Source organism: Arhodomonas aquaeolei DSM 8974, from assembly GCF_000374645.1.
Classification (GTDB): domain Bacteria; phylum Pseudomonadota; class Gammaproteobacteria; order Nitrococcales; family Nitrococcaceae; genus Arhodomonas; species Arhodomonas aquaeolei.
In genome coordinates this window covers 92651-115029 of the sequence record NZ_KB894811.1, presented here as the reverse complement: position 1 = coordinate 115029, position 22379 = coordinate 92651, and the positions used below count along the sequence as shown (strand labels likewise).

Genomic DNA, 22379 nt, shown 5'->3' with positions numbered 1-22379 from the left:
AACGGGTCCGGGACCTCCGCACCTCCGGGCCCCGACAACGATCAGGGCGCAGCACGCGGAGCGGCGCCGGAGACGCCCCATCGGCAAGGCGGCTCTGTCCCGCACCGAAGGCAGGACACAACGCACCGATGGACCGATTCACGGCCGGGAGACGGGAAGCTAGCGAGAGGATACGAACACGAGCAATCACCTTCCCTTGGCATAGTCAGTTCGCGCTTGGCGAAAGATACAATACACTCGTGCTGGCATGGAATGCTACATTCCCGGTAAAGTCTTACGGCGCGTTCATGGAACAGAACCGAGCCAATGCAGACACATGACACGGAACAGTCGCGGCGCCTGACCGCCCTTCTCACGATGGCAATGCTGGTCGTCCTGGCCGGGTGTAGCACGCCGCCACCCCGGAGCGGCCCGGCGTTCAAGCCGGCGGAGCGGTTCGTCGGCACCCTCCCCTGCGAGGACTGCGGCGGCATACGCACGGACCTCGTCATCCACCGCGATCCCGAGACCGGCAGACCTTCCGGATTCCTGCTCAACCGCGAGCGCATCGACGCCGCCGGCGGCGAGCGGACCAGCTCGGCCTGGGGGAGCTGGGAGGTCGCCCGTCCCGCTGAAGGGAAGACGCCGGCGCGCTATCACATGACGCCGGAAATCGGCCGCGAGCTCTACTACGAGCGCCGGTCCAACGGCGCACTCCAGCCCGTGAGCACCCAGGGTGAGAGACTCACGGGCGCCGACGGGCGGGCGGTGGTCCTGGAACCGCGACCCGTGCGGTTCCCGCCGACCACCGCGACAGCAATGCAACGGCCCGACACGGCAGAGGACTGACCGGCACGGCCGCAGACCACAACGGGTATGGCGCAACAGGGAGTACGCGCTGATATGCACACCGCCGAGCACCACGACCCGCAGGCGCCGCCCCTGCCACCGCAGGCGTACCGCCCCCCGGCGACGGGCCGGCGGCATGCGGCCTCCGGCGTGGAGTCCGCGCGATGAGCCAGCCTTTCGACGTCGAGGGGTTCATCCGCTCACGCAAGAACACCCGCACCATCTCGGAACTGCTCAGGGCCCAGGCGGCGGACTACCTCGGCACGGTCTCTCCACTGGTCAAGCCCCAGACACTGTTCGGTGAGTACCTCACCGGCGCGCCCCGCGGGAGCACCCGGGAGGCGCATCACAATTTCAAGGAATTCAAAACGCTGTATGAGCGTCACGCAAGCGGCCGGCCGTTCAGCCTCATGAACGAGCTGGAGGTGCCACTGGACCTCCTCGACTCGACCCCGACGCTGTATCCCCTCGAGCACGATCACGCGATCGACGGCATCGAGGGCACCATCCGTGTCCTCAGTCCCACGCGCTGGGTCATCGGCTACAGCAGCTTCGAGCTCACCCGCTTCCGGCGGATCACCCGGGACGCCAACCGCAGCAACTCGGAGCTCCATCGCTTCGTCGTGCACTACCTGATGGCCTTCTACTGCTTCAGCAAGGCCGGCGGCCTCGGCCGCCTGTTCAAGGGCCTGCGCTTCCCGGTCACGTTCCAGACGCTGGACGATTTCGGCGAGATGCCGTTCTGCGTAATCAACGCCCCCGTCGCCGCGCACCTGCCCGACGACCGCGTCATCCGGCACAGCACCGAGATATCCGGCAGCCGCACCTTCGAGGAGCTGGTCAGCCGCGAGGACATCGACGCCATGGAAGACGGCGTCCGGACCCAACTGCTCCAGGCCCTGGCATCCGGCGGGGAACAGTAGACCGACCCCAATCACTGGCCTGCCCAAAAGGAGTGACGCATGGCCAAGAACGAAAGCACCCAGAAAAAGCTCTCCCGCGTACGCGCCCCGCGGGTGCACCTGACCTACGACGTGGAGATCGGCGACAGCATCGAGAAGAAGGAGCTGCCCTTCGTCGTCGGCGTGATGGGCAACTACAGCGGCAACCCGCTGGAGCCGCCGCCGCGGCTGAAGGAGCGCAAGTTCGTCAACATCGACCGCGACAACTTCGACAGCGTGCTCAAGGGCATGAAGCCCCGCCTGAGCTTTCGCGTCGACAACACCCTGGCAGGCGACGACAGCCAGCTGCCGGTGGAGCTCAACTTCAACTCGATGGAGGACTTCGAGCCCGAGAACGTCGTCCGCCAGGTCGAACCGCTGCGCAAGCTCCTCGAGGTCCGCGGCAAGCTCGCCGACCTGCGCAACAAGATGGGCGGCAACGACCGGCTCGAAGAGCTGCTCATGGATGTCCTCCAGAACACCGAGAAGCTCAAGGCACTCGGCCAGGAGCTGGGTCGGGAGGCCGCCGTGGATTCGAAACAGGATGGCGAGTAACAGGTAAAGGGAGCCTACCACCATGGCCGACAAGCAGCCCGAACCGCAGACGGCGACGGACTCGCCGGAGGTCTTCGCGCCGGAGAGCTCACTGCTCGACAGCATCATCTCCGAAAGCCGGGTCGCGCGCTCTGAGAGCGAGCGCTCGCGTACCCGCGACCTCATCGACGAACTCGTCAATCAGGTACTCGAAGGCGAGGTCACGCCCAGCAAGGACCTGATCGCGGTACTGGACGCCCGCATCGCCGAGATCGATTCGCTGCTCTCCGATCAGCTCAACGAGGTCATGCACGCCAGCGAGTTCCAGCAGCTGGAATCCTCCTGGCGGGGACTCAAATACCTCGTCGACCAGACCGAGACGAGCACGAACATGAAGATCCACGTGCTCAACGCCCCGAAGAAGGACCTGCTCAAGGACCTCAAATCGGCCTCGGAATTCGACCAGAGCGCCCTGTTCAAGAAGGTCTACGAGGAGGAGTACGGCACCTTCGGCGGGGCCCCGTACGGCATGCTCGTCGGCGACTACGAGTTCGGCCGCCACCCCCAGGATATCTACCTGCTCGAGGAGATCTCCCACGTCGCCGCCGCCGCCCACGCCCCGTTCATCTCCGCGGCCTCGCCGGAGCTCTTCGGCTGGGACTCGTTCACCGAGATGATCGGCCCGCGGGACCTGGCCAAGATCTTCGACACCGTCGAATACGCCAAGTGGAAGTCCTTCCGCAACTCCGAGGACGCCCGCTACGTCGGCCTGACGCTGCCCCACGTGCTCGGGCGCCTGCCCTACGGCGAGGAGACCAACCCGGTCGAGGCCTTCAACTTCACCGAGAACGTCGACGGCCGCGAGCACAACAAGTACCTGTGGATGAACGCCGCCTACGCCATGGGCGCCCGCGTCAACGACGCCTTCTCGCACTACGGCTGGTGCGTGGCGATACGCGGGGTCGAGGGCGGCGGGCTGGTCGAGGACCTCCCCACACACACCTTCCGCACGGACGATGGCGAGGTCGCGCTCAAGTGCCCGACGGAGATCTCGATCACCGACCGGCGCGAGAAGGAACTCTCCGATCTCGGGTTCATCCCGCTGGTGCACTGCAAGGGCACGGACTACGCCGCCTTCTTCGGCGTGCAGTCCGCCCAGAAGCCCAGGCAGTACAACACCGACGTCGCCAACGCCAACGCCCGGCTGTCCTCTCAGCTCCAGTACATCTTCGCCACCTCGCGCATCGCCCACTTCATGAAGGCGATCATGCGCGACAAGGTCGGCAGCTTCGCCTCCCGGCAGAACGTCGAGAGCTACCTCAACGAGTGGCTCTCCCAATACGTGCTCCTTGACGACAACGCCGGCCAGGACGCGAAGGCCCAGTATCCGCTGCGCGAGGCCCGGGTGGAGGTCGCGGAAGTGCCCGGCAAGCCCGGCGCGTACAAGGCGGTGACCTTCCTGCGCCCCCACTACCAGCTCGACGAGCTGACCGCTTCGCTGCGTCTGGTCTCGGAGCTGCCGCAGTCCACGCGCGGCAGCTGACGCCGCGCCGGCCGCGGGCCCCCTGGCCCCGCCCCGCCACGCCCGGCACAGGGACGCGCGGGGCGGGCGGTGCCGCATCGCGAAAACAGGTCAAGGAAATGACGGCAACATCGCGCCAAATGATACCGACCCTGCTCGACCGCCTGCTCGACGGGGCGCCGAGCCAGCCACACGACCCGGGCCCCGGGCACCGGTGTACCCTGGACGACTACCGTGCCAGCGTTGTCCGCGACCTCGAGATGCTGGTCAACACCCGCCAGGACCTGCTGGCGGCGCAGCTCGATGCATGGCCGGGCCTGCAGGGTTCGCTGCTGGAATACGGCCTGCCGGACTTCACCAGCCGCGGGCTGAACAGCGCGGACGAGCGCCGCCGCATCCGGCGCGAGCTCGAACGCACCATCGAATGCGGCGACCGCCGCTTCAGCGGCGTGCACGTGAGTCTCGCCGACTTCGAACACGGCGACCGGATCCTGCGCTTCCGCATCAAGGCCCTGCTCACGCTGTCCGAAGCGGACGAGCAGGTCGCCTTCGATGCCGTGCTCCAGGTCAGCACCCGCCGGTACACCGTCCGGACCCTGCGCTGATGCTCGACGAGCTGCTGCCCTACTACGAGCGCGAACTCTCCCACCTGCGCTACCTGGGACAGGAGTTCGCGAACCGTTACCCGAAGATCGCCTCGCGGCTGCTGCTCGGCGCCGACGACTGCGAGGACCCGCATGCCGAACGCCTGATCGAGTCCTTCGCGTTCCTCAGCGCCCGGATCCACAAGAAGCTGGACGACGATTTCCCGGAGATTGTCGAGGCCTTCCTGGACGTGCTCTACCCCCACTACCTGCGCCCGACGCCGGCGCTGTCCATCGCGGAGTTCGACCCCGGCCGTGAGACGACGCTGTCCAGGCGCTATCACCTGCCGCGACACAGCATGCTGCACTCGCGGCCCGTCGAAGGCACCCCCTGCCAGTTCCGCACCTGCTACCCGGTCGATGTCTGGCCCATCGCCGTTACTGATGCCGCCCTCACCCGGCTCGAGCGATCCTCGTTCAACGCCAACGGCAACGAGCACGTCGCCCGGCTGACGCTCTCGCTTCAGGCACTGGGAAGCACCGACTTCGCCAGCCTCGGCATCGACCGGCTACGGTTCTTTCTCGACGGCGAGGGCGGCCTGATGCACCCCCTCTACGAGCTGCTGCTCAACAGCACCGCACAGGTGGCGGTACGATTCGTGGACTGCGGCCGCGAGCGGCAGGTGCGCCTGCCGGACGCCCCCCTGACCCCGGTGGGTTTCGCCGAGGACGAGGGGCTGATCGACTACTCGCCCCGCTCGTTTCTCGGCTACCGGCTACTGCACGAATACTTCCTGCTGCCCGAGAAGTTCCTGTTCTTCGACCTCAACGGCCTGGACCGGGCACTGCGGGAGCGACCCGCCACGCATGTCGAGATCGATTTCCTGTTCAGCGACTTCCATCAGCCCGAGCGCCTCGCGCGACTCGCCCAGAACATCGGCCGCAGCAACTTCCGCCTCGGCTGCACCCCCATCGTCAATCTCTTCCCCCAGCAGGCCGAACCCATCCGGCTGACGCACACGCGGCCGGAATACCCGGTCGTCCCCGACGTGCGCCATGCGAAGGCCACGGAGATCGTCTCCGTCGACCGGGTGACACGGATCGTGCGCACCACCGGCGAGGACCGCGTACGCCCCTGCCCGCCTTTCTTCGAGCCGGGCCACGTCGATGACGGCGAGGAGACGCCTTGCTACTGGCTGGCCCGGCGAGTCCCGGCCGCCTCCGGGGAAGGCACCGAGATGCGGCTGCGCCTGGTCGACCGCGAGCTGGGGATGCTGGAGGCGAGCAGTGACACCCTCAGCATGGCGCTCACCTGCAGCAATCGCGACCTCCCGCAGCTGATGCGTTTCGGCACGCCGGAAGGCGACTTTACCCTCGAAAGCGAGGAGATCGTCCGGCACATCCGCTGTCTGCGCAAGCCCACGACCAGCGTGCGCACACCGCTGGGCCGGGGCCTGGTCTGGCGGCTGGTCTCGCACCTGACGCTAAACCACACCTCGCTGGTCTCCCAGGGCCGGGAGGCGCTACTCGAGATGCTATCGCTCTACGACTACCGGGGCGCGTCTGCGGTGCGCAAGCAGATCAACGGGATCCTCTCCATCGACAGCCGGATCACGACCACGCGCATCGGCCATCCGCGCCCGAGCTTCGTGCGCGGCACCGCCATCACCCTGGAAATGGACGAGAGCCAGTTCACCGGCAGCGGCGTATTCCTGTTCGGGATGGTCCTGGACCGGTTCTTCGCCCAGTACTGCACCCTCAACAGCTTCACCCAGCTCACGCTGCGTTCACGCCAGCGTGAAACGCGAGTCGCCGCATGGCCCCCGAGAACCGGCACACAGCCCCTGGTCTGATCGACCAGGCACGGGCGGAGCCCTGGCGTTTCGGCTTCTTCCAGCTCGTGCGCCTGCTGCGGCTGCATTACAGCCGCAGCGGACGCATCGACCCGGAGAACCGGCCCCACGACGATCCGCTTCGCTTCCGCTCGCTGCTCTCGCTGCGCTTCCCGCCCAGCGAGGTGAGTGAGCTGCGTTTCGAGGAGGGGCACGCACACGCGCCGGGCGGCGACGCCCTCACGGAGCTGCAGGTCACCTTCATGGGCCTCGTCGGTCCATCCGGGGTGCTGCCGCGCCCCTACACGGAGATGCTGATCAATCGCCACGTGGACAGTCGCGACGACGCCGCGCATGCGTTCTTCGACGTGTTCTCCCACCGGATGATCGCCCTGTTCTACCAGGCGTGGCAGAAATACCGGTTCCACATCGAGTACGAGCGCCGCGGCAGCAGCGACCTGGAGAGCGGCCTGCACCACCTCCAGGGGCTGACACCGACGACACTCCGGCAGCTCAACGACGGCGGACGCCCCGGGCGCATCGAGCGCGACCTGTTCAGCCACTTCGCCGGGCTCTGGAGCCAGCGCCCGCGCAACGGCCACAACCTGGAGGCGATCGTGGCGAACGCGACCGGCGCGCGCTGCCGGGTTACCCCGTTCTCCGGACGCTGGCTCACCCTGGACCCCGCCCAGTACACCCGGCTCGGCCAGCGCAACGCCCGCCTCGGCAAGAGCGCGGTGGCCGGCACCCGGGTACGGGACCATCAATCGCGGTTCACCGTCTCGCTGGGCCCGCTGGACGAGGACGGCTACCGCGCCCTGCTGCCGGGCACAGGGCGCCACGAGCGGCTGAAACGCATCATCCGGCTGTTCGCCGGCCCGGGGCTGGACTTCGAGATCGAACTGATTCTCGGCAGAGATCACCTCCCCCGCCCCCGACTCGGCCGCTCCGGCGGCCTGAGCCTGGGCTGGCTCGGCTGGCTCAAACGCAACGACGGCCCAGCCGCCGATCATGGCCGGGCGGTATTCGAAATCACCTATGACGGAGCATCGGTGTGAGTCTCAAATCCCTGTTCGACAAGCTCGACGACGCCTGCCGCAACGCCAGCGAGGGCGCGGCAGCCCTTTGCCTCTCGCAGCAGCAGCACGAAGTGGACATCGAGCACCTCCTGCTCAAGCTGCTGGAGACCGACAACGGCGAGATGCTGCGCATCCTCCGCCACTACGGCGCCGCCAGCGACCGCCTCGCCGGCGAGCTCGAGCGCACCATCGCGACGTTCAGAAGCGGCAACACCCGCACCCCCGTACTCTCGCCGCGCCTCACACGGCTGATCGAACGCGCCTGGGTCAGCGCCTCGATCGAGCACGGCGCCGGGCGCATTCACGGCGGCCACCTGCTGCTGGCCCTGCTGGCCGACGACGAGCTGCGGCGCATCGTCGCCAGCGGCGCCCGCGAGCTGGAGAAAATCAATGCCGACGACCTCAAGGCCCACCTCGACGAGCTCGTCGGTCCGGGACCCGCGCAGGCCACGGCGACACCCGACGACACCGCCGCGGACCACGGCCCCGCCCCGGCCGAGGGACACTGCCGCACCCTCGCCCTCGATCACTACACGGTAGACCTGACCGCCAGCGCCCGAGCCGGGCACATCGATCCGGTACTCGGCCGCGAGGCCGAGGTCCGCCAGATAGTGGACATCCTCACCCGGCGCCGCCAGAACAACCCGATCCTCACCGGCGAGGCCGGCGTCGGCAAGACCGCAGTGGTGGAGGGGCTGGCCCGGCGCATCGCCGACGGTGACGTCCCGCCCCCGCTCGCCGGCGTCCAGCTCCGCACCCTGGATCTCGGCCTGCTACAGGCCGGTGCCGGGGTCAAGGGGGAATTCGAGAAGCGGCTGAAGGACGTGATCGAGGAGGTCAGCAGGAGCGTGACGCCTATCGTCCTGTTCATCGACGAGGCCCACACGCTGATCGGCACCGGCGGCCAGGCAGGTCAGGGCGACGCCGCCAACCTGCTCAAACCGGCCCTAGCGCGGGGCGAGCTGCGCACCATCGCCGCCACCACCTGGGCGGAGTACAAGAAATACTTCGAGAAGGACGCCGCGCTTGCCCGGCGCTTCCAGGTCGTGCGCATCGAGGAGCCCGACGAGGCCACGGCCATCCACATGCTTCGCGGTCTGGCCGGGCACATGCGCGCCCACCACGACGTGACCCTGCGCGACGAGGCCGTCACCCAGGCGGTCCGGCTCTCGCACCGCTACCTCAGTGGCCGGCAGCTTCCGGACAAGGCCGTCAGCGTGCTCGACACCGCCTGCGCCCGCGTTGCGCTGGCCCGGACCACCCTGCCGGGAGCCCTGGAGGATACCCGGCGGCGCATCGACAACCTGACCGCGGAGATCGCGAGCCTCGAACGCGAGCGCCGCGAGGGGCACGACCACGACGACACCCTCGCCGCACTCGATGCCGCACTGAACACGGCCCGGGAGGAGGCCCGCGAGCTGGAGCGGCGCTGGACGGCGCAGCAGGCGGTCGTCGAACGCCTCGGCGCGCTGGAACGCGAGCTCGACGAGACCGGCGACGACGCCCGGGCCGACGACATCGCGAGGCGTATTGGCGAGACCCGGCGCGAGCTGGCGCAGGCCCAGGACGGGGAGGCGCTGGTACACGGCCACGTCGACGGCAATGCCGTCGCGGAGGTGATCTCCGGGTGGACGGGCATCCCCCTGGGCAAGATGCTCGCCGACGAACTCACCACCGTGCGCCGCCTGCCGTCACTGCTCGGCGAACGCGTGCTCGGCCAGGACCACGCCCTGGAGGCCATCGGTCAGCGCATCGCGATCTCCCGCGCCGGCCTCGACGACCCGGGCAAGCCCGTCGGCGTGTTCCTGCTGCTCGGCCCCAGCGGTGTCGGCAAGACCGAGACCGCCCTGGCCCTCGCCGACACCCTCTACGGCGGCGAGCGCAACGTCATCACCATCAACATGTCCGAGTATCAGGAGGCCCACACCGTCTCCGGCCTGAAGGGCTCGCCGCCGGGCTACGTGGGCTATGGCGAGGGCGGCGTGCTGACCGAGGCGGTACGCCGCCGGCCCTACAGCGTGGTCCTGCTCGACGAGGTGGAGAAGGCCCACCCGGACGTCCTGGAGCTCTTCTTCCAGGTGTTCGACAAGGGGGTACTCGACGACGGCGAGGGCCGGGAGATCGATTTCCGCAACACGATCATCCTGCTGACCTCCAACGTCGGCACCGACGCCATCATGGAGCGCTGCCTCGGCCATGCCGTGCCGCCGGCCCCGGAGGCGATCGTCGCGGCACTGCGCGACACCCTCAACACCACCTTCAAACCGGCGTTCCTCGGCCGCCTGAGCATCGTCCCCTACTACCCGGTGCACGGCGAGATCCTCAGGCGAATCGTGACACTGAAGCTGGAGCGCATCCGCCAGCGCTTCCTTCACAACCACCGTGCCGGGCTGACGTTCTCCCCGGCGGTGGTCGAGGCCATCGCCGCCCGCAGCACCGACAGCGACAGCGGCGCCCGCAGCATCGATCACATCCTCGCCGGCACCCTCATGCCGGAGCTCGCCGCGTACGTGCTCGACCGCATGGCCGCGAACGACCCGGTGGAGCACCTGGACGTGGATCTGGGTACAGGCGGGAACTTCATCTATCGGAGCCCGTCGGCCGACGAATCCGCGCTGGCGGTGTAAACCATACCGGCCCAGGGCCGCACGCGGTACCGCGGGCCCGGCGCGTATACCGGCCTCGGTTCAGGATGGGCGGCCAGGAAACGATGTGCTGGAAAGGGCCTGGCGAACACCCCAACGCGGACAACCGGGGCACCAAAAACATGCCACACCGCCCGGCCCCATCCCTCAAAAGGGTGTCGGGCGCGTTCCGGCACGAGTCACGCAGAGTCAGACCGTTCCCGCCGTAGGCCGGTTGCCGGAAAGCAGCCACCGATGGCCCGGAAGAGGACGGCGATTGCGGGGAGCCGTCAGCCCGCGGAAGCGGTCGGTACCGGCCGTTCGTGTGGATCGGGCACCGGGAGCGTGCGACACCCTCGCGCTGCCGACAAGCACCCTGCGGACGCCCGCCGCCCCGGGGCACACCGGGCGAGACCACCGCCGCTGTCGGTTGCCAGGAGCAACCAAGCTATACCCGCCCTCGGCAACGGGCCCTAGGGGTTCACGCCGCCGGCCGCCGCCAGGGCCGACGCGAGCTCCGGCTCCAGGGCGTCCAGACGGGGCAGCAGCGCGGACTCGCCGGCGGCGAGCACGGGGATGAAGCGCTCGTCATCCACCCCGGCGTCACCCGGTGCCAGGGTGTCCATGGTGACGCTCGCTATGTGCGGGATCCCCTGGGTGACGACACCATAGTGGCTAACGGGCAAGGTACCGGACAGGGCCTTGAGCACGAGCAACCGAGAACCGCCATGGGTCGCTGGCGTGTCGTCGTCCGGGCGCATGAGCGGGATTCGGCGGCCGCGCCAGTCGGCGAAGCCGGCGAGACGGTCATGTCCCCCTTCAGGGACCGCGGTCCCCGGATCCGTGACCTCGGCCACCACTGCGGCCGGCACCAGCCACTGGACGCCCCCGACGGGGACGACGAGACAGCGAATGCTCTGTGACTCCGCCATAAATTCAGCCCGATCCCTCGTGTTCCAGTCCGACTGCCGGGACCGCCCCGGCGAGCCACTCCGTCAGCGCCGAGGCCAACCCCTCCGGCGTCGCGCGCCCACGTACCCTCACCCTTGCGGCCGCGGCATCCGGCATGCTGGCGACGACTGCGCTGTCCACGCTCTGGGCCCACACCGAACCGCCGACGGCATCTATCGCCCGCGCGCCTTCGGCGCCGTCTTCTCCCATGCCCGTGAATACGATCATCGCCGTATCGGCGCCGAAGCGCACGGCGACCTCCGTCGCGACGTCATCGATGCAGGGCCGAAGCAGCACACGCGACGGCGGGGCTGCGTCGCCTGCCTCCGTCAGCCGCCCTGACTGGTCGAGCACGAACGCGCGATCCACCGGGCAGACCCATGCCCGGCCCGCCGTAAGCGCGTCGCCGGGCCGGGCCTCGGCAACGGGAAAACCGGCCACCCGGCCAAGCTGGCGGGCGAGCTCGGTGGTGAACCCCCCACCGATATGCTGGGCGACCACCAGGGTCGCCGGCGGTGGCCCCTGTAGTGCGGCGAAGAACCGCCGCAACGCCGGCGGTCCGCCGCTGGAGGCCGCCAGCACGACCACCGGTGCCGGTCCCTGCTGCGGCGCCGCGGCCGGGTGCATATAGCCACGCACCTTCACCGCGATCCGCCCGAGCTCGCGCTCGTCCAGGCGCGATGCGTCGGCGAACACGATGCCACCCGCCCACGCCGCGAGCAGGGCATCCAGCACCGGGGCAGGTTCGTCACCGACATGGGCCAGGTCCACCACCAGGCAGCCGACCCCATCGAGCCCAATGCCGCCGGCCGCCGTGTCGAGGCCGACGCCGTAGACCGGAGCCAGCCCCCGGGCCTCGAGACCGCGGCACAGGCACCGGCGGCGCTCGCCGACGGCAATCACGCCGATCGCTGCGTCACACGGGGGCACGCCCGGTCTCCAGCAGCTCCTGGAGCGCCTCGAGCAGTTCCGTCTCCTGATAGGGCTTGCCCAGGTAGCGATCAACGCCGGTGTCCATGGCACGCTGGCGGTGTTTCTCGCCGGTGCGGGAGGTGATCATGATGATCGGTGTCTCCCGCGTTTCGGGCTGGTTGCGCATGTGCGCAGCGAACTCGTAGCCGTCCATACGCGGCATCTCGATGTCCAGCAGCACCGCGTCCGGCGTCTGCTCCTGCAGCCGGGCGACGGCATCCAGACCGTCCTTGGCGGTTATCACCTCCATACCGTTGCGCTCGAGCAGCCTCGTGGCGACCTTGCGCATGGTAATCGAGTCATCAACCACCATGACCAGCGCCCGCTCGCGACGGGGTGCGGGTGCGGAGCGCTGGGTCTCGCCCTCCAGGAACCGGCCGCGGTAGCGCATCAGCGCACCGACATCGAGGATCAGCACCACGCGTCCGTCGGCAAGTATGGTCGCACCGAAGATGCCCGGGATGGTGCTCACCTGCGGTCCCGGGGATTTGACCACGATGTCGCGACTACCGAGCAGGGTGTCCACCTGCAGCGCCACGGCGTGCTCGCCGGCACGCACCAGCACCAGCGGGGCTAGCGCACGGCCCTCATCGGGTACGCCGGTGCCGGCGCCGAGCAGCCCCCCGAGACTCACCACCTCGTATTGGGCGCCGGCGTACTCGTAGTAAACGGGCTCGTCGCTCGCGAGGGCACCGGCGAGGAAGGAGCGCTCGGCACGAACCACGCCGACGATGCTCGACAGCGGGATGGCGTATGTCTCATCACCAACCTGGCAGAGCAGCCCCTGGTTGAGCGCCAGCGTGAACGGCAGGCGTACGGTGAAGCGGGTACCCTCGCCCTCGCGCGAGTCGATCTCCAGGCTCCCACCGAGCTGGCGGATCTCCGCGTTGGCGACATCCAGCCCGACACCGCGGCCGGCCACCTGGGTGACCCGCGAGGCGGTGCTGAAGCCCGGCTCCAGCACGAACTGCATGATCTCCCGCTGGGTCAGCGCGGCGCCCTCGGTCATAAGGCCCTTCTCGACGGCCCGGCGGGAGATCGCCTCCAGATTCATGCCGCCACCGTCGTCGCCGAGCCACAGCACCACGTCCGCGCCCTCGCGGGCGACCTCGATGGTGATCGTCCCGGCCTCGGGCTTGCCCTCCCGGCGGCGCTGCTCCGGCGGCTCGATGCCATGGGCCACCGCGTTGCGCAGCATGTGCTCCAGCGGCGGGACCATACGCTCGAGCACGCTCCGGTCCATCTCGCCCTCACCGCCACGGACCTGCAGCTCCACCTGGCGACCGAGCTCCCGGCCTGCCTGACGCACGATCCGCCGTAGCCGGGGCACGAGGTTGACGAACGGCACCATGCGCGTGCGCATCAGCCCGTCCTGGAGCTCGGTGTTCACCCGGGACTGCTGAAGCAGCAGGGTCTCGCTCTCGCGGTTGAGGGTCTGCAGCGTGGTCTGGATGCTGGAGAGGTCGTTGACGCTCTCGGACAGGGCCCGGGAGAGCTCCTGCATGCGGCTGAAGCGGTCCAGCTCCAGCGGATCGAAATCGGCTCCGCCGTCGTTCGCGGTCTCACCGGGGGCCTCCTCCGGTCCGCCCGCCTCCGGCGGGGCCTCGCTGTCGCCCGTGGGCTGCGCGGGACCGGCATCGCGTTCGAAGCCGAAGCGGATGTGGCTCTCGGTCTCTATCTCCAGCGAGCGCAGCTGCTCGCGCAGCCGGGTGACGGTCTGCTCCAGCTCCTGGAGGTTGAAATTCACCGCACCGGCCTGCTGGTCCAGCCGCGCCCGATAGATATTCACCTCGCCGGCATGGTTGACCAGCTCGTCGAGCACCTCGGCGCTCACGCGGACGACGTCGCTGCGCGTCGCCGGTGCCGCGGCGGGGCGCTGCGGGGCCTCGGCGGGGGCCGTTCCGGACTCCGCGGCTGGCACGGCCTCACCGCTCTCGCCGGCCAAGGAGTCCGACTCGTCCCCGCCCTCGGCGCTGTCGCCCCGGTAGCCGGCGATCTGCTCACGGACCACCGTGGCATCCTCGGGCGTCTGCCCGGCGGCGACGGCGTCGCGCTGGGCGAGCAACGTCTCAAGGCCGGTCTCGAGCAGGTCCTGGTGCGCGTCGTCAGGCTCCTCACCCGCCGAGCGCACCAGCGTCTCCAGGTCGTGGGCGAGATCGGCGACGGCGGTCATGCCCGTGGTCCGGGCACCGCCCTTGAGGGTGTGCAGGGCCCGCGCCAGTGCCTGACGATGCTCGGCCGAGGCCGGCTCCGCCCGCCATGCCGCGGCGGTGCGTTCCAGGGCGTCGAGCAGCTCCGCCGCCTCCTCCAGGAAGATATCCCGGAGCTCTGTAGCGTCATCGTCACCGGCATCCGCCGGGGTCGCCCCCGCAGCACCGGGGGAGCGCAAGCGCTCGACAAGGTCCGGGTCGGGCTGCGGCTGTTCGCCATGGCCGGCCCGGTCGACCAGGTCGTCGAGCTCGTCGACGGCACTGCGCAGCAGACCGAGGAAACGATCGTCGGCCGGGATATTCCCGGCGGCGGCGGCGCTGGCCAGCGTCTCCGTCGCATGGCAGAGGTCGCCGATGGCCCTGAATCCGGCCAGCCGGGCACCGCCCTTGAGGGTGTGGAGTGTACGCTGCACCGAGTGCAGCCGTGCCGGCGGGTCGGCGGCGTCGTTCCAGCCCCCCAGGGCCGCCTCCAGCTCGGCAAGCAGGTCCGCGGCCTCGTCGAGGAAGATACCGACCAGCTCCGGATCCAGCTCGTCGGCCGCCGGCGGTGTCTCCTCCGCGCTCTCCGCGCTCTCCGCGCTCTCCGCGCTCTCCGCGCTCTCCGCGCTCTCCGAGACCTCCGAGACCTCCGAGACCTCCGAGACCTCCGAGACCTCCGGGACCTCCGGGACCTCGGGCACGTCGGGGGCATCGGTAACCGGCGGGAGGGTATCGGTGCCCGCGACCGGCGGCGTCACCGCCTCCTCGTGACCCCGCGGCATCGCCGCACCCCATGGCTCGGGGCGCGCGGCGGGATATGCAGGCGCCGCGTCGGCATCCGTGGGCATGGCGGTGCCCCGGGGTTCGGGCCGGGCCACCGGGAACGGCATGGAGACCACCCGGGCGCGATCGCTGATCTCCTCCAGCGACGGTCCGTCCCCGGTATCGCGTCCCCGCTCGGCGATCTCGTCGATCAGCCCGCCCGCCTCCGGCGGGACCTCCCCTTCGCCGAGGCTCACCAGGACCTCGCGGATGGTCGTCACACCGCGTCGCAGCAGGTTGCGGTCGTCATCATCCAGAGAGCGGTGCTCACCGAGACGCGAACGGACGAGGTTTTCCAGGGCCCGGCCGATGTTGGCGATGTCGTCGACACCCGCCATCCGGGCCGACCCGGTCAGGGTATGGACCGTGCGCACCAGGGCCTCCGTCGGCCGCGCCGCCGCGGACGAATCGGCCGCCGAGGCGACCTCCGAGAGGTGCTCATCGGTCTCTTTGCGGAAGATTTCGTAGAGGGTCGGATCGATGGCAGGCGCCGCAGACCTCTCTGCGCCCTCCCCATCGGCTTCGCCCGTGGGCTCTGTGGCCTCTTCGACGGATTCGGGGACCGCCTCCGCCGGAGACTCCGGCACCGCCGCGGCGTCCCGCCCCTCCACAAGGGCTTCCGCCCGGGCCATGAGCGCGCGGGCCTCGTCGAAGGGGCCATCGCCCTCCTGGGCCGTGGCCTCGGCAATCCCCGGGACGAGACCGATGGCCTGGTCGACCACATCGAATACGGGCGACGTGGCGTCACGGCTGCCGTCGAGAATACGGTTGAGAAGGTTCTCCACCGACCACGCCAGCTCGCCGAGGAGCAACGCACCGGCCAGGCGACCACTGCCCTTGAGGGTATGGAACATCCGCCGCGTCGTCAGGAGTGAGTCGCGGTCGTCCGGATTGCCGCGCCAGGCCGGGAAGCACTCGTTGAGCGTCTCCAGGACCTCCCCGACCTCCTCCATGAAGATCTCCAGGATCTCTGGATCCGGCTCCGCGGCACGCACGGGAACGTCATGGTCGACGCGCCCCCGCTTGCTCGCGAAATCGATCGCGGGGGCGCTCTGCGCCGCGGCCTGATCCCCGCCGGCACCGGCATTCGCGGCCCCCTCGGCGTCCGTTTCCAGCGAGGAATCGAGTTCCGGCGGCGGCTCCGCCGGCGCCGACACCTCCGCCGGCGTGTCCGCGGACACGCCCTCGAACACGGCGTCTCCGAGATCGAGGAGGGGCTGTTCATCCGCGGGCGGCGCAGCACCGTCCGCACCAGCGTCCTCTTCCGGCGCCGTATCCCCGCCCTCCACCGGCCCGTCAGGCTCTTCGGCCACGGCATAGATCGGCACCAGTCGCTCGAGCACCGACGCCGCCATGTCCAGGATCGGCTCGACCTCGTGTCGCCCCTCGCTCACCGCTTCCAGATAGTACTCGAGACTGGTTATGGCGTCGGCCATGTCATCCAGGGTGGTGTCGTCCACCGGTCCCGGCGTCCGGAGAACGCCGGCGGTGACCCGCGCGGCGTCCCCGACGAGCTCACTGAACCGGGACATCGACAGAAACCGGCCGACGCCCTGCAGGGAATGGAAGCTGGCGGCGAGGGACGCCTCCGCCTCCTCACCCTGGCCGGCCTCGAGGTCGCGGACGATGGCCTCGCGGATCCGGGCCATCTCACGCCTGGCCTCTTCGAGGGCCTGATCATGGACGGACTCGTACTCCGCCTGGAAACCGCTCGCCTCGCCGGGCTCGGCGTCGTCGGCATGCCCCTCGGCGAAATGGCGCAGGGCGGCCTCGACCGACAGCAGGGCCTCGGCGACCGCCATAATGCCCTCGTCGTCCGGGTCGCCGTTCACCAGCGTTTCCGCATGCTCGGCGAGGGCACGGCGCTGGCTCTCCAGCCCGAGCACGCCGAGGGTATCGCTCACGCGGCGCATGCCATCGGCGGCCTCGAGCAGGCGCTCGGTATCCGCGTCGCCGGCACGCACGTGCAGGTCGAGGCTGTCCTTGATCGCGGCGACATCCTCGCGCAGCACCGCGGCGACCGTGCGCAGGGCGTCGATGTCCACTCCCTCTCCGCTCTCGGACTGCAGCCGGGCGATACGCCCGCGCAGGCCTTCGAGGTCGTAGACCTGCTGGACGGCGCGGCCCCGCGTACCCGGGTCATCGACACCGGCCAGGACGTAGAGCATGTCCCGCACGAGATCGGCACGCGGCCCCGCATCGGCGCCGAGATCGGCCAGACGCTTGAACTCACGCTCCAGGCGCGACAGCAACCCGCGGATCCGGACATCGTTGCCGTCCAACCCGCCATCGCGCAGCGCCTCGACCAGGGCAAGCCCGACCCACCAGGGTGCCGCCAGGTGCGCGTCCGGGGCCGCCTCATCCATGCCGGACAAGGCCCGCGCCATGCGCTTGATCCCGTCCGCGACATCACCGCGCAACCATGCCACCAGCCCGCGCTGAAAGAGCGCGCGGGCACGGGGGGCGCGCTCTGCGCGCCGATCCACGCCATCCCGCGGCGGCCCGCCCTCGCGTGCATCCACGGCTCGAAGGTCGGGCGTGAACAGGGCGGCCTCGGTGACTGCGGCCTGGCCGTGGGCCCCGCGGAGCTCGTTGATGACCGAAAGCAGCGGGAAGCGGGTCTCGGCACCGCTGACGGTGAGGCGCTCGAGGTAGCGCCGGAGCTGGAGGATCGCCCCCATCAGGGCCTCGCGGGCCTGCCCGGCGTCGGCCACGTCACCGGCGAGCAGGTCGCCTGCCAGCGTCTCCATCTCCTCCGCGCACAGGGCCGCATCGTCGAGCTCGAGCATGCGGAGAATGCCCAGCACCTGGTGAAGGTGCGTGGCGCAGAACTGCAGCCGGGTCTCGTCGCGGCCGTGCTCCGCGTACTCCTCCAGCGCCTCCGCGGCCTGCTGCAGCGTGGCGTCGAGCTCATCGCTTACCCAGCCGAGCACGCTGTAGTCCATGCCTGTCTCCCGGCCCATCAAGAGGCCTCCCTGCTGAAGGCGAGCACGTCCTCACCGCCGACACGTTGCAGGCCCGCCAGCGACGTCGGCGGGAATTCGCCACCACCGAGGATCACCACGCCACCCGGCCGTAGCCACTCGGCAAGACGCCGCACCAGACGTTCACGCTGTCGGCGGGCGAAGTAGATCAGTACGTTCTGACAGTACACGACATCCAGCGGCGGCAGTGTTACCGGGTCGTCGCGCAGCAGGTTCATCTGCACGAAGCAGACCCGGCGACGGATGCGCTCGACGATACGCCAACGCCCCTCGCCCGCCGGCTCGACCCCGTCGTCGCGCAGCGCCCGTGGCAAACGCCACAGGCGCGTCGCCGGGTACTCGCCCCGGCGGGCCAGCGCCAGTGCGCCCAGGCTGATGTCCGTGCCGGTCACGGCGTAACCGCGACCACCGCCAACGGCCTCCTCCAGCACCAGGGCCAGGGTATAGGCCTCCTCGCCGGTCGCGCAGCCGGCGCTCAGCACCTGCAGCGCCCCCGCATCGCCGCGGGTATGCTCGCGACAGTACCGTCGCAAAAGCGCGAGCCCCCGCGGATCCCGATAGAAGCGCGTCTCCTGGACCGTGAGCTGGTCCACCAGCGCGTTCCACTCCAGCCCTGCCCCCGGCCCCCGGCTCAGCCACTGGTAGTAGGCCTCGGAATCGTTGACCCCGGTGGCACGCATGCGGCGGGCGAGGCCGGTGGCGAGGAAGCTGTGCCGCTGACGCGGGATCTCCACGCCAGTCCGCTCACGGATCAACGTCGCCCACCGCTCGAAGGCGTTATCGCCGACGCGTGGCACACCCCCGGCGGCAGGCATGCCATCGAGGGGAGGTTTGACGCTTGGCGCTCGCGCGGCACTCAACCCGGCGCCCCTACTGCGTACGATTCTCTTCGGGCAGATTGAACCCGGCCACGGACTCGCGCAGCTCGTTGGCGAGGTCGGCAAGGTTACCGATGGACGTCGCCGTCTCGTTGGTACCCGCCGAGGTCTGGGAGGTGATCTCCTGGATGACGTTCATCGTGTCCGAGACGTTGGCCGCGGCATGGGCCTGCTGGCGCGAGGCCTCGGAGATGCTCTGGATCAGACCGGCGAGCTGCTCGGAGACGTTCTCGATCTCGCGCAGCGCGTCCCCGGCCTCCTCGGCCTGGCGGGCACCCGCCACCACGCCGGCGGTGCTCTGCTCCATGGAGATCACCGCCTCGTTGGTGTCGGTCTGGATCGTTTTGACCAGCGCCTCGATCTGCTTGGTGGCATTACCGGAACGCTCGGCGAGGCGCTGGACCTCGTCGGCAACCACCGCGAAGCCCCGGCCGGACTCGCCGGCCATCGCCGCCTGGATAGAGGCGTTGAGCGCGAGGATGTTGGTCTGGTCGGCGATGTCGTTGATCAGCTCGACGATGTTGCCGATCTCCTGGGAGGACTCGCCGAGGCGCTTGATGCGCTTGGAGGTCTCCTGGATCTGCTCACGGGTGGTGTCCATCTGCTCGATGGTGCGATTCACCGTCTCCGCGCCGCGGGTGGCCAGCTCCACGGACTGCTGCGCGACCCGGGCGGATTCCTCGGCGTTCTGGGATACCTGGTCGACGGAGACCGCCATCTGGCTGATCGCCGCCGAGGCCGAGGTGATCTGGTGGGCCTGGTGATCCGAGGCCTCGGCGAGGTGCATCGCCGTCGCCTGGGTCTGTTGGGCGGCGGTGGAGACCTGCACCGAGGTGTCGTTGATGGTGGTCACCAGCCGGCGCAGGGCATCCGTCGCGTCGTTAAAGGCGTCGGCGATGGCGCCGGTCATCTCCTCGCCCACCGAGGCCTCGACCGTGAGATCACCCTCCTTGAGGTCCTCGATCTCGTCGAGGAGGTTGAGGATGGCCTGCTGGTTACGCTCGTTGGCCTCCTTGACCTCGGCACGCTCGGCCTCCGCGCGGGCCACCACCTGGCGGCTGATCTGCCAGGCGACGAGGGCACGGGCGATCAGCACGACCAGCGCCAGCGCCGCCAGCGCATACGCCATCCACGGCTGTACCCAGCGCGAGCCGGAGAGACCGCGGTAGGCGACGGTGAGTTGCTGGCCGGTGGCCAACAGCCGCTCGGAGAGCGTGTATATCTTCTCGGCGGCGTCGCGGACGCGGAAAAGCTCCGGCGACTGGGACACGAGCTGATCGATGCTGGAGCGGACCTGCTCGAAATCCGAGGCGATCGCGGACACGCGGCTGCGCGCCTGCTCGCCGGTGACGGCACTGACACCGAGGGCCTCGCTGCCCTGGCTCAGACCCTGGAGGATCCGGCCGAAGCGATCGGCAGCCTCCTCGAGCCCCGGCGCCGCAGGGGTATTACCCCCCGAGCCGCCGCGCACCATGCCGGAGAGGTCTCTACGCATGCGCCCGGCGAGTGTGTTGAGCTCCGCGGCCAGGGCCACCTGGCGGGCGCTGCCGCCACCGGTGGCGAGGGCGTCCGCCAGGCCGGCCGCGTTCTCCTGGATCTGCGGTAGCAGCACCCGGAAGCGCTCGGCGACCGCGTTGGCACGCGCCAGCATCTCCTTGCGATCGAGGATGGCGTTGACCTCCTCGCGCATCTGCTGCCAGACGCGCACGACCTTGTCGAGTGCCGCGACGGCCGCGTCAGAGGTCTGCGCGGTAGGCGGCAGGCCGGCAGCCTCAGCGCCCTGGACCAGGTCGTCGATATTCGCCTGCAGTGCCTCCCGCCCGGACTTGAGCTCGGCAAGCTCACCGCTCTTGCCGTTGGCCGCCTTGAGGGCGTCCTTCGCGATCTTCTGGGATTGCAGGCGCACGCCTTCGGCACGGCTGATGTAGGCCCGGTCGATGTCGCGGTAGTGGGCGACGAGGGCGAACGCGGCGACCATGGCCACGATCGCCAGGGCCGCGACGACGGTGAGCAGGTCGGCCACCCGTCTGAGACCGGTGGATGCCTGCCGATTGTCCTCCCTAGCCATATGCGCTGTTTCCTCCTGGCAAGACTTGCCGACCCGTACGCCGACCTAGGCCGACGCCCTGAGAAAGGCGGGATCCCCGGCCAATGCACTCATGCTGAATACCGGCCAGCGACTGCCGGCCTGCTCGAATACCGCGGTGATGTAATCCGCCGCCGCGCCCTGGGCGGCGCGCTCGTCCTCGCCCGGCATCCGCTCCGCCGCCGCCGGCAGATGGCGCATGCCGTAGAGCTCATCCACGAGCACCCCCGCCTGGGCATCACCCTGGGCGATAACCAGCACCCGCGCCACCGGGCTGTCCGCCGCGGCTCCCAGGCCCAGGAAGGCACCGAGGTCGGAGACGGGCACCAGTGTGCCGCGGATGTTGGCGATCCCGAGCACCCAGCCCTGCGCGTGGGGCACACGCGCCAGCGCCGGCGGCGTCACCACCTCCATGACCTCGTCCATGGGCGCGAGGAGGTGACGCGAGCCGAGCCGGAACGCGACCCCTGCCCATTCGCTGGGGGCCTCCTCGCGCGCGGGCAGCGCCGCCTGCGAGGCCAGCCCCAGACGCTGGAGGCGGCGCAGCTCGGGGAAGGGTGCGATTGCCTGCATGGCCGTTTCAGCCACCGAGCGCGGCGCCGATCTTGTCCAGCAGCTCGTCCTCGGTAACCGGCTTGGTGATGTAGTCCATCGCCCCCTGGCGTTTCGCCCAGATCCGGTCCGTCTCCTGGTCCTTGGTGCTGATCACCACGATCGGGATGGCGCTGGTGTCGGGGTCGCGCGAGAGCTTGCGCGTAGCCTGGAAGCCGTTCATCCCCGGCATGACGATGTCCATCAGGATGACGTCGGGGCGCTCGTTGCGCGCCCGGTCCATGCCCTGATCGCCATCCTCGGCGACGCTGACCTCATAGCCATGCTTCTCGAGCATGGTCTTGAGCACGTGGGTTTCCGTTGGTGAGTCGTCCACCACAAGGATGCGGGTCATTGCGCGTTCCCCCCAAGACAGGCGTCGTGCATCCAGTTGTTGTTTTCCGGGTCCGGACGCGACTACGCGGCCCGCGAAAGGTGGCGGCGTATGGCGCCCAGCAGTTCGTCCCGGGTAAACGGTTTGGTCAGGTACTGCTCCGAACCGACGATCCGGCCGCGGGCGCGATCAAAGAGACCGTCCTTGCTCGAGAGCATAATTACCGGTGTTCCACGAAAAGAGGAATTGTTCTTTATCAACGCACAGGTCTGATACCCGTCGAGGCGCGGCATCATGATATCGATGAAGATCACGTCGGGATGGTGATCGGCGATCTTCGCGAGCGCCTCGAATCCGTCCGTGGCGGTGATCACCTCGCAGCCCTCTTTCTTCAGCAGCGTCTCCGCGGTGCGCCGGATCGTCTTGCTGTCGTCGATGACCATGACCTTCAGGCCGGTCATGTCCTGCTCGTCGTTATCCACCACCGGACCCCCACCGGACGCCTTGCTTCACTATACCGCCCTGTGCGCGCCGCCGCCCCCGGACGACGCTGGAATCGAGTTTAATGACTGGGTCACTGCGGTACAATCGAAGCGCTTTTCGAATTTTTCCTGAGCGCCAGTATCGG

At 69.3% G+C, this 22379-nt stretch carries 16 protein-coding genes; 8 read left to right on the top strand and 8 right to left on the bottom strand.

All coding sequences use genetic code 11. The features are described from left to right. Positions 1-306: 306 nt before the first annotated feature. The 8 genes from C516_RS20580 to tssH all read left to right on the top strand — a co-directional run bounded on the left by C516_RS20580 (position 307) and on the right by tssH (position 9947). On the top strand, positions 307-828 hold the full coding sequence (locus tag C516_RS20580) for a copper resistance protein NlpE N-terminal domain-containing protein (RefSeq protein ID WP_018718753.1): 522 nt from the start codon (positions 307-309) through the stop codon (positions 826-828). Between the two features lie 164 nt (positions 829-992). After that, positions 993-1751 (top strand): hypothetical protein, encoded by a 759-nt coding sequence (locus tag C516_RS0112565; RefSeq protein WP_018718752.1) that lies wholly within the window; start codon positions 993-995, stop codon positions 1749-1751. 39 nt (positions 1752-1790) lie between these two features. Continuing rightward, on the top strand, positions 1791-2324 hold the full coding sequence (gene tssB, locus C516_RS0112560) for a type VI secretion system contractile sheath small subunit (protein ID WP_018718751.1): 534 nt from the start codon (positions 1791-1793) through the stop codon (positions 2322-2324). 22 nt (positions 2325-2346) lie between these two features. Further along, positions 2347-3846, top strand: a complete 1500-nt coding sequence (gene tssC, locus C516_RS0112555; RefSeq protein ID WP_018718750.1) for a type VI secretion system contractile sheath large subunit — start codon at positions 2347-2349, stop codon at positions 3844-3846. A 119-nt stretch (positions 3847-3965) separates the two neighbouring features. After that, positions 3966-4430: a type VI secretion system baseplate subunit TssE gene (gene tssE / locus C516_RS0112550; protein ID WP_018718749.1), complete on the top strand. Its 465-nt coding sequence runs from the start codon at positions 3966-3968 to the stop codon at positions 4428-4430. Next, positions 4430-6262 carry a type VI secretion system baseplate subunit TssF gene (tssF, locus tag C516_RS0112545; RefSeq protein ID WP_018718748.1) on the top strand — a complete coding sequence of 611 codons (1833 nt, stop codon included), beginning with the start codon at positions 4430-4432 and terminating at the stop codon, positions 6260-6262. Before tssE ends, tssF begins: the two co-directional genes overlap by 1 nt. Continuing rightward, the gene (tssG, locus tag C516_RS0112540) at positions 6226-7299 is read left to right on the top strand and encodes a type VI secretion system baseplate subunit TssG (protein WP_018718747.1); all 1074 of its coding nucleotides are present in this window, start codon (positions 6226-6228) and stop codon (positions 7297-7299) included. The genes tssF and tssG overlap by 37 nt, the downstream gene beginning before the upstream one ends. Continuing rightward, on the top strand, positions 7296-9947 hold the full coding sequence (gene tssH, locus C516_RS0112535) for a type VI secretion system ATPase TssH (RefSeq protein ID WP_018718746.1): 2652 nt from the start codon (positions 7296-7298) through the stop codon (positions 9945-9947). Before tssG ends, tssH begins: the two co-directional genes overlap by 4 nt. Positions 9948-10417: 470 nt before the next feature. Here the strand turns inward: tssH and C516_RS0112530 are convergent, their stop codons facing one another. The 8 genes from C516_RS0112530 to pilG form a co-directional block, all read right to left on the bottom strand. Then, positions 10418-10876 (bottom strand): CheW domain-containing protein, encoded by a 459-nt coding sequence (locus C516_RS0112530; RefSeq protein ID WP_018718745.1) that lies wholly within the window; start codon positions 10874-10876, stop codon positions 10418-10420. A 4-nt stretch (positions 10877-10880) separates the two neighbouring features. Further along, the gene (locus tag C516_RS20575; RefSeq protein WP_018718744.1) at positions 10881-11825 is read right to left on the bottom strand and encodes a chemotaxis protein CheB; all 945 of its coding nucleotides are present in this window, start codon (positions 11823-11825) and stop codon (positions 10881-10883) included. After that, the gene (locus C516_RS20570; RefSeq protein ID WP_018718743.1) at positions 11812-17841 is read right to left on the bottom strand and encodes an Hpt domain-containing protein; all 6030 of its coding nucleotides are present in this window, start codon (positions 17839-17841) and stop codon (positions 11812-11814) included. Before C516_RS20570 ends, C516_RS20575 begins: the two co-directional genes overlap by 14 nt. Next, positions 17841-18677 (bottom strand): CheR family methyltransferase, encoded by an 837-nt coding sequence (locus C516_RS0112515; RefSeq protein WP_084594198.1) that lies wholly within the window; start codon positions 18675-18677, stop codon positions 17841-17843. Before C516_RS0112515 ends, C516_RS20570 begins: the two co-directional genes overlap by 1 nt. A gap of 55 nt (positions 18678-18732) precedes the next feature. Further along, positions 18733-20808, bottom strand: coding sequence for a methyl-accepting chemotaxis protein (locus C516_RS0112510; protein WP_026321159.1), 2076 nt, complete (start codon positions 20806-20808; stop codon positions 18733-18735). Between the two features lie 45 nt (positions 20809-20853). Next, positions 20854-21399, bottom strand: coding sequence for a chemotaxis protein CheW (locus C516_RS19465; protein ID WP_018718740.1), 546 nt, complete (start codon positions 21397-21399; stop codon positions 20854-20856). A gap of 7 nt (positions 21400-21406) precedes the next feature. After that, positions 21407-21772, bottom strand: coding sequence for a response regulator (locus tag C516_RS0112500; RefSeq protein ID WP_018718739.1), 366 nt, complete (start codon positions 21770-21772; stop codon positions 21407-21409). A gap of 62 nt (positions 21773-21834) precedes the next feature. After that, complete coding sequence (pilG, locus tag C516_RS0112495) at positions 21835-22212, bottom strand: twitching motility response regulator PilG (RefSeq protein WP_040409542.1); 378 nt, start codon at positions 22210-22212, stop codon at positions 21835-21837. Positions 22213-22379: the final 167 nt, after the last annotated feature.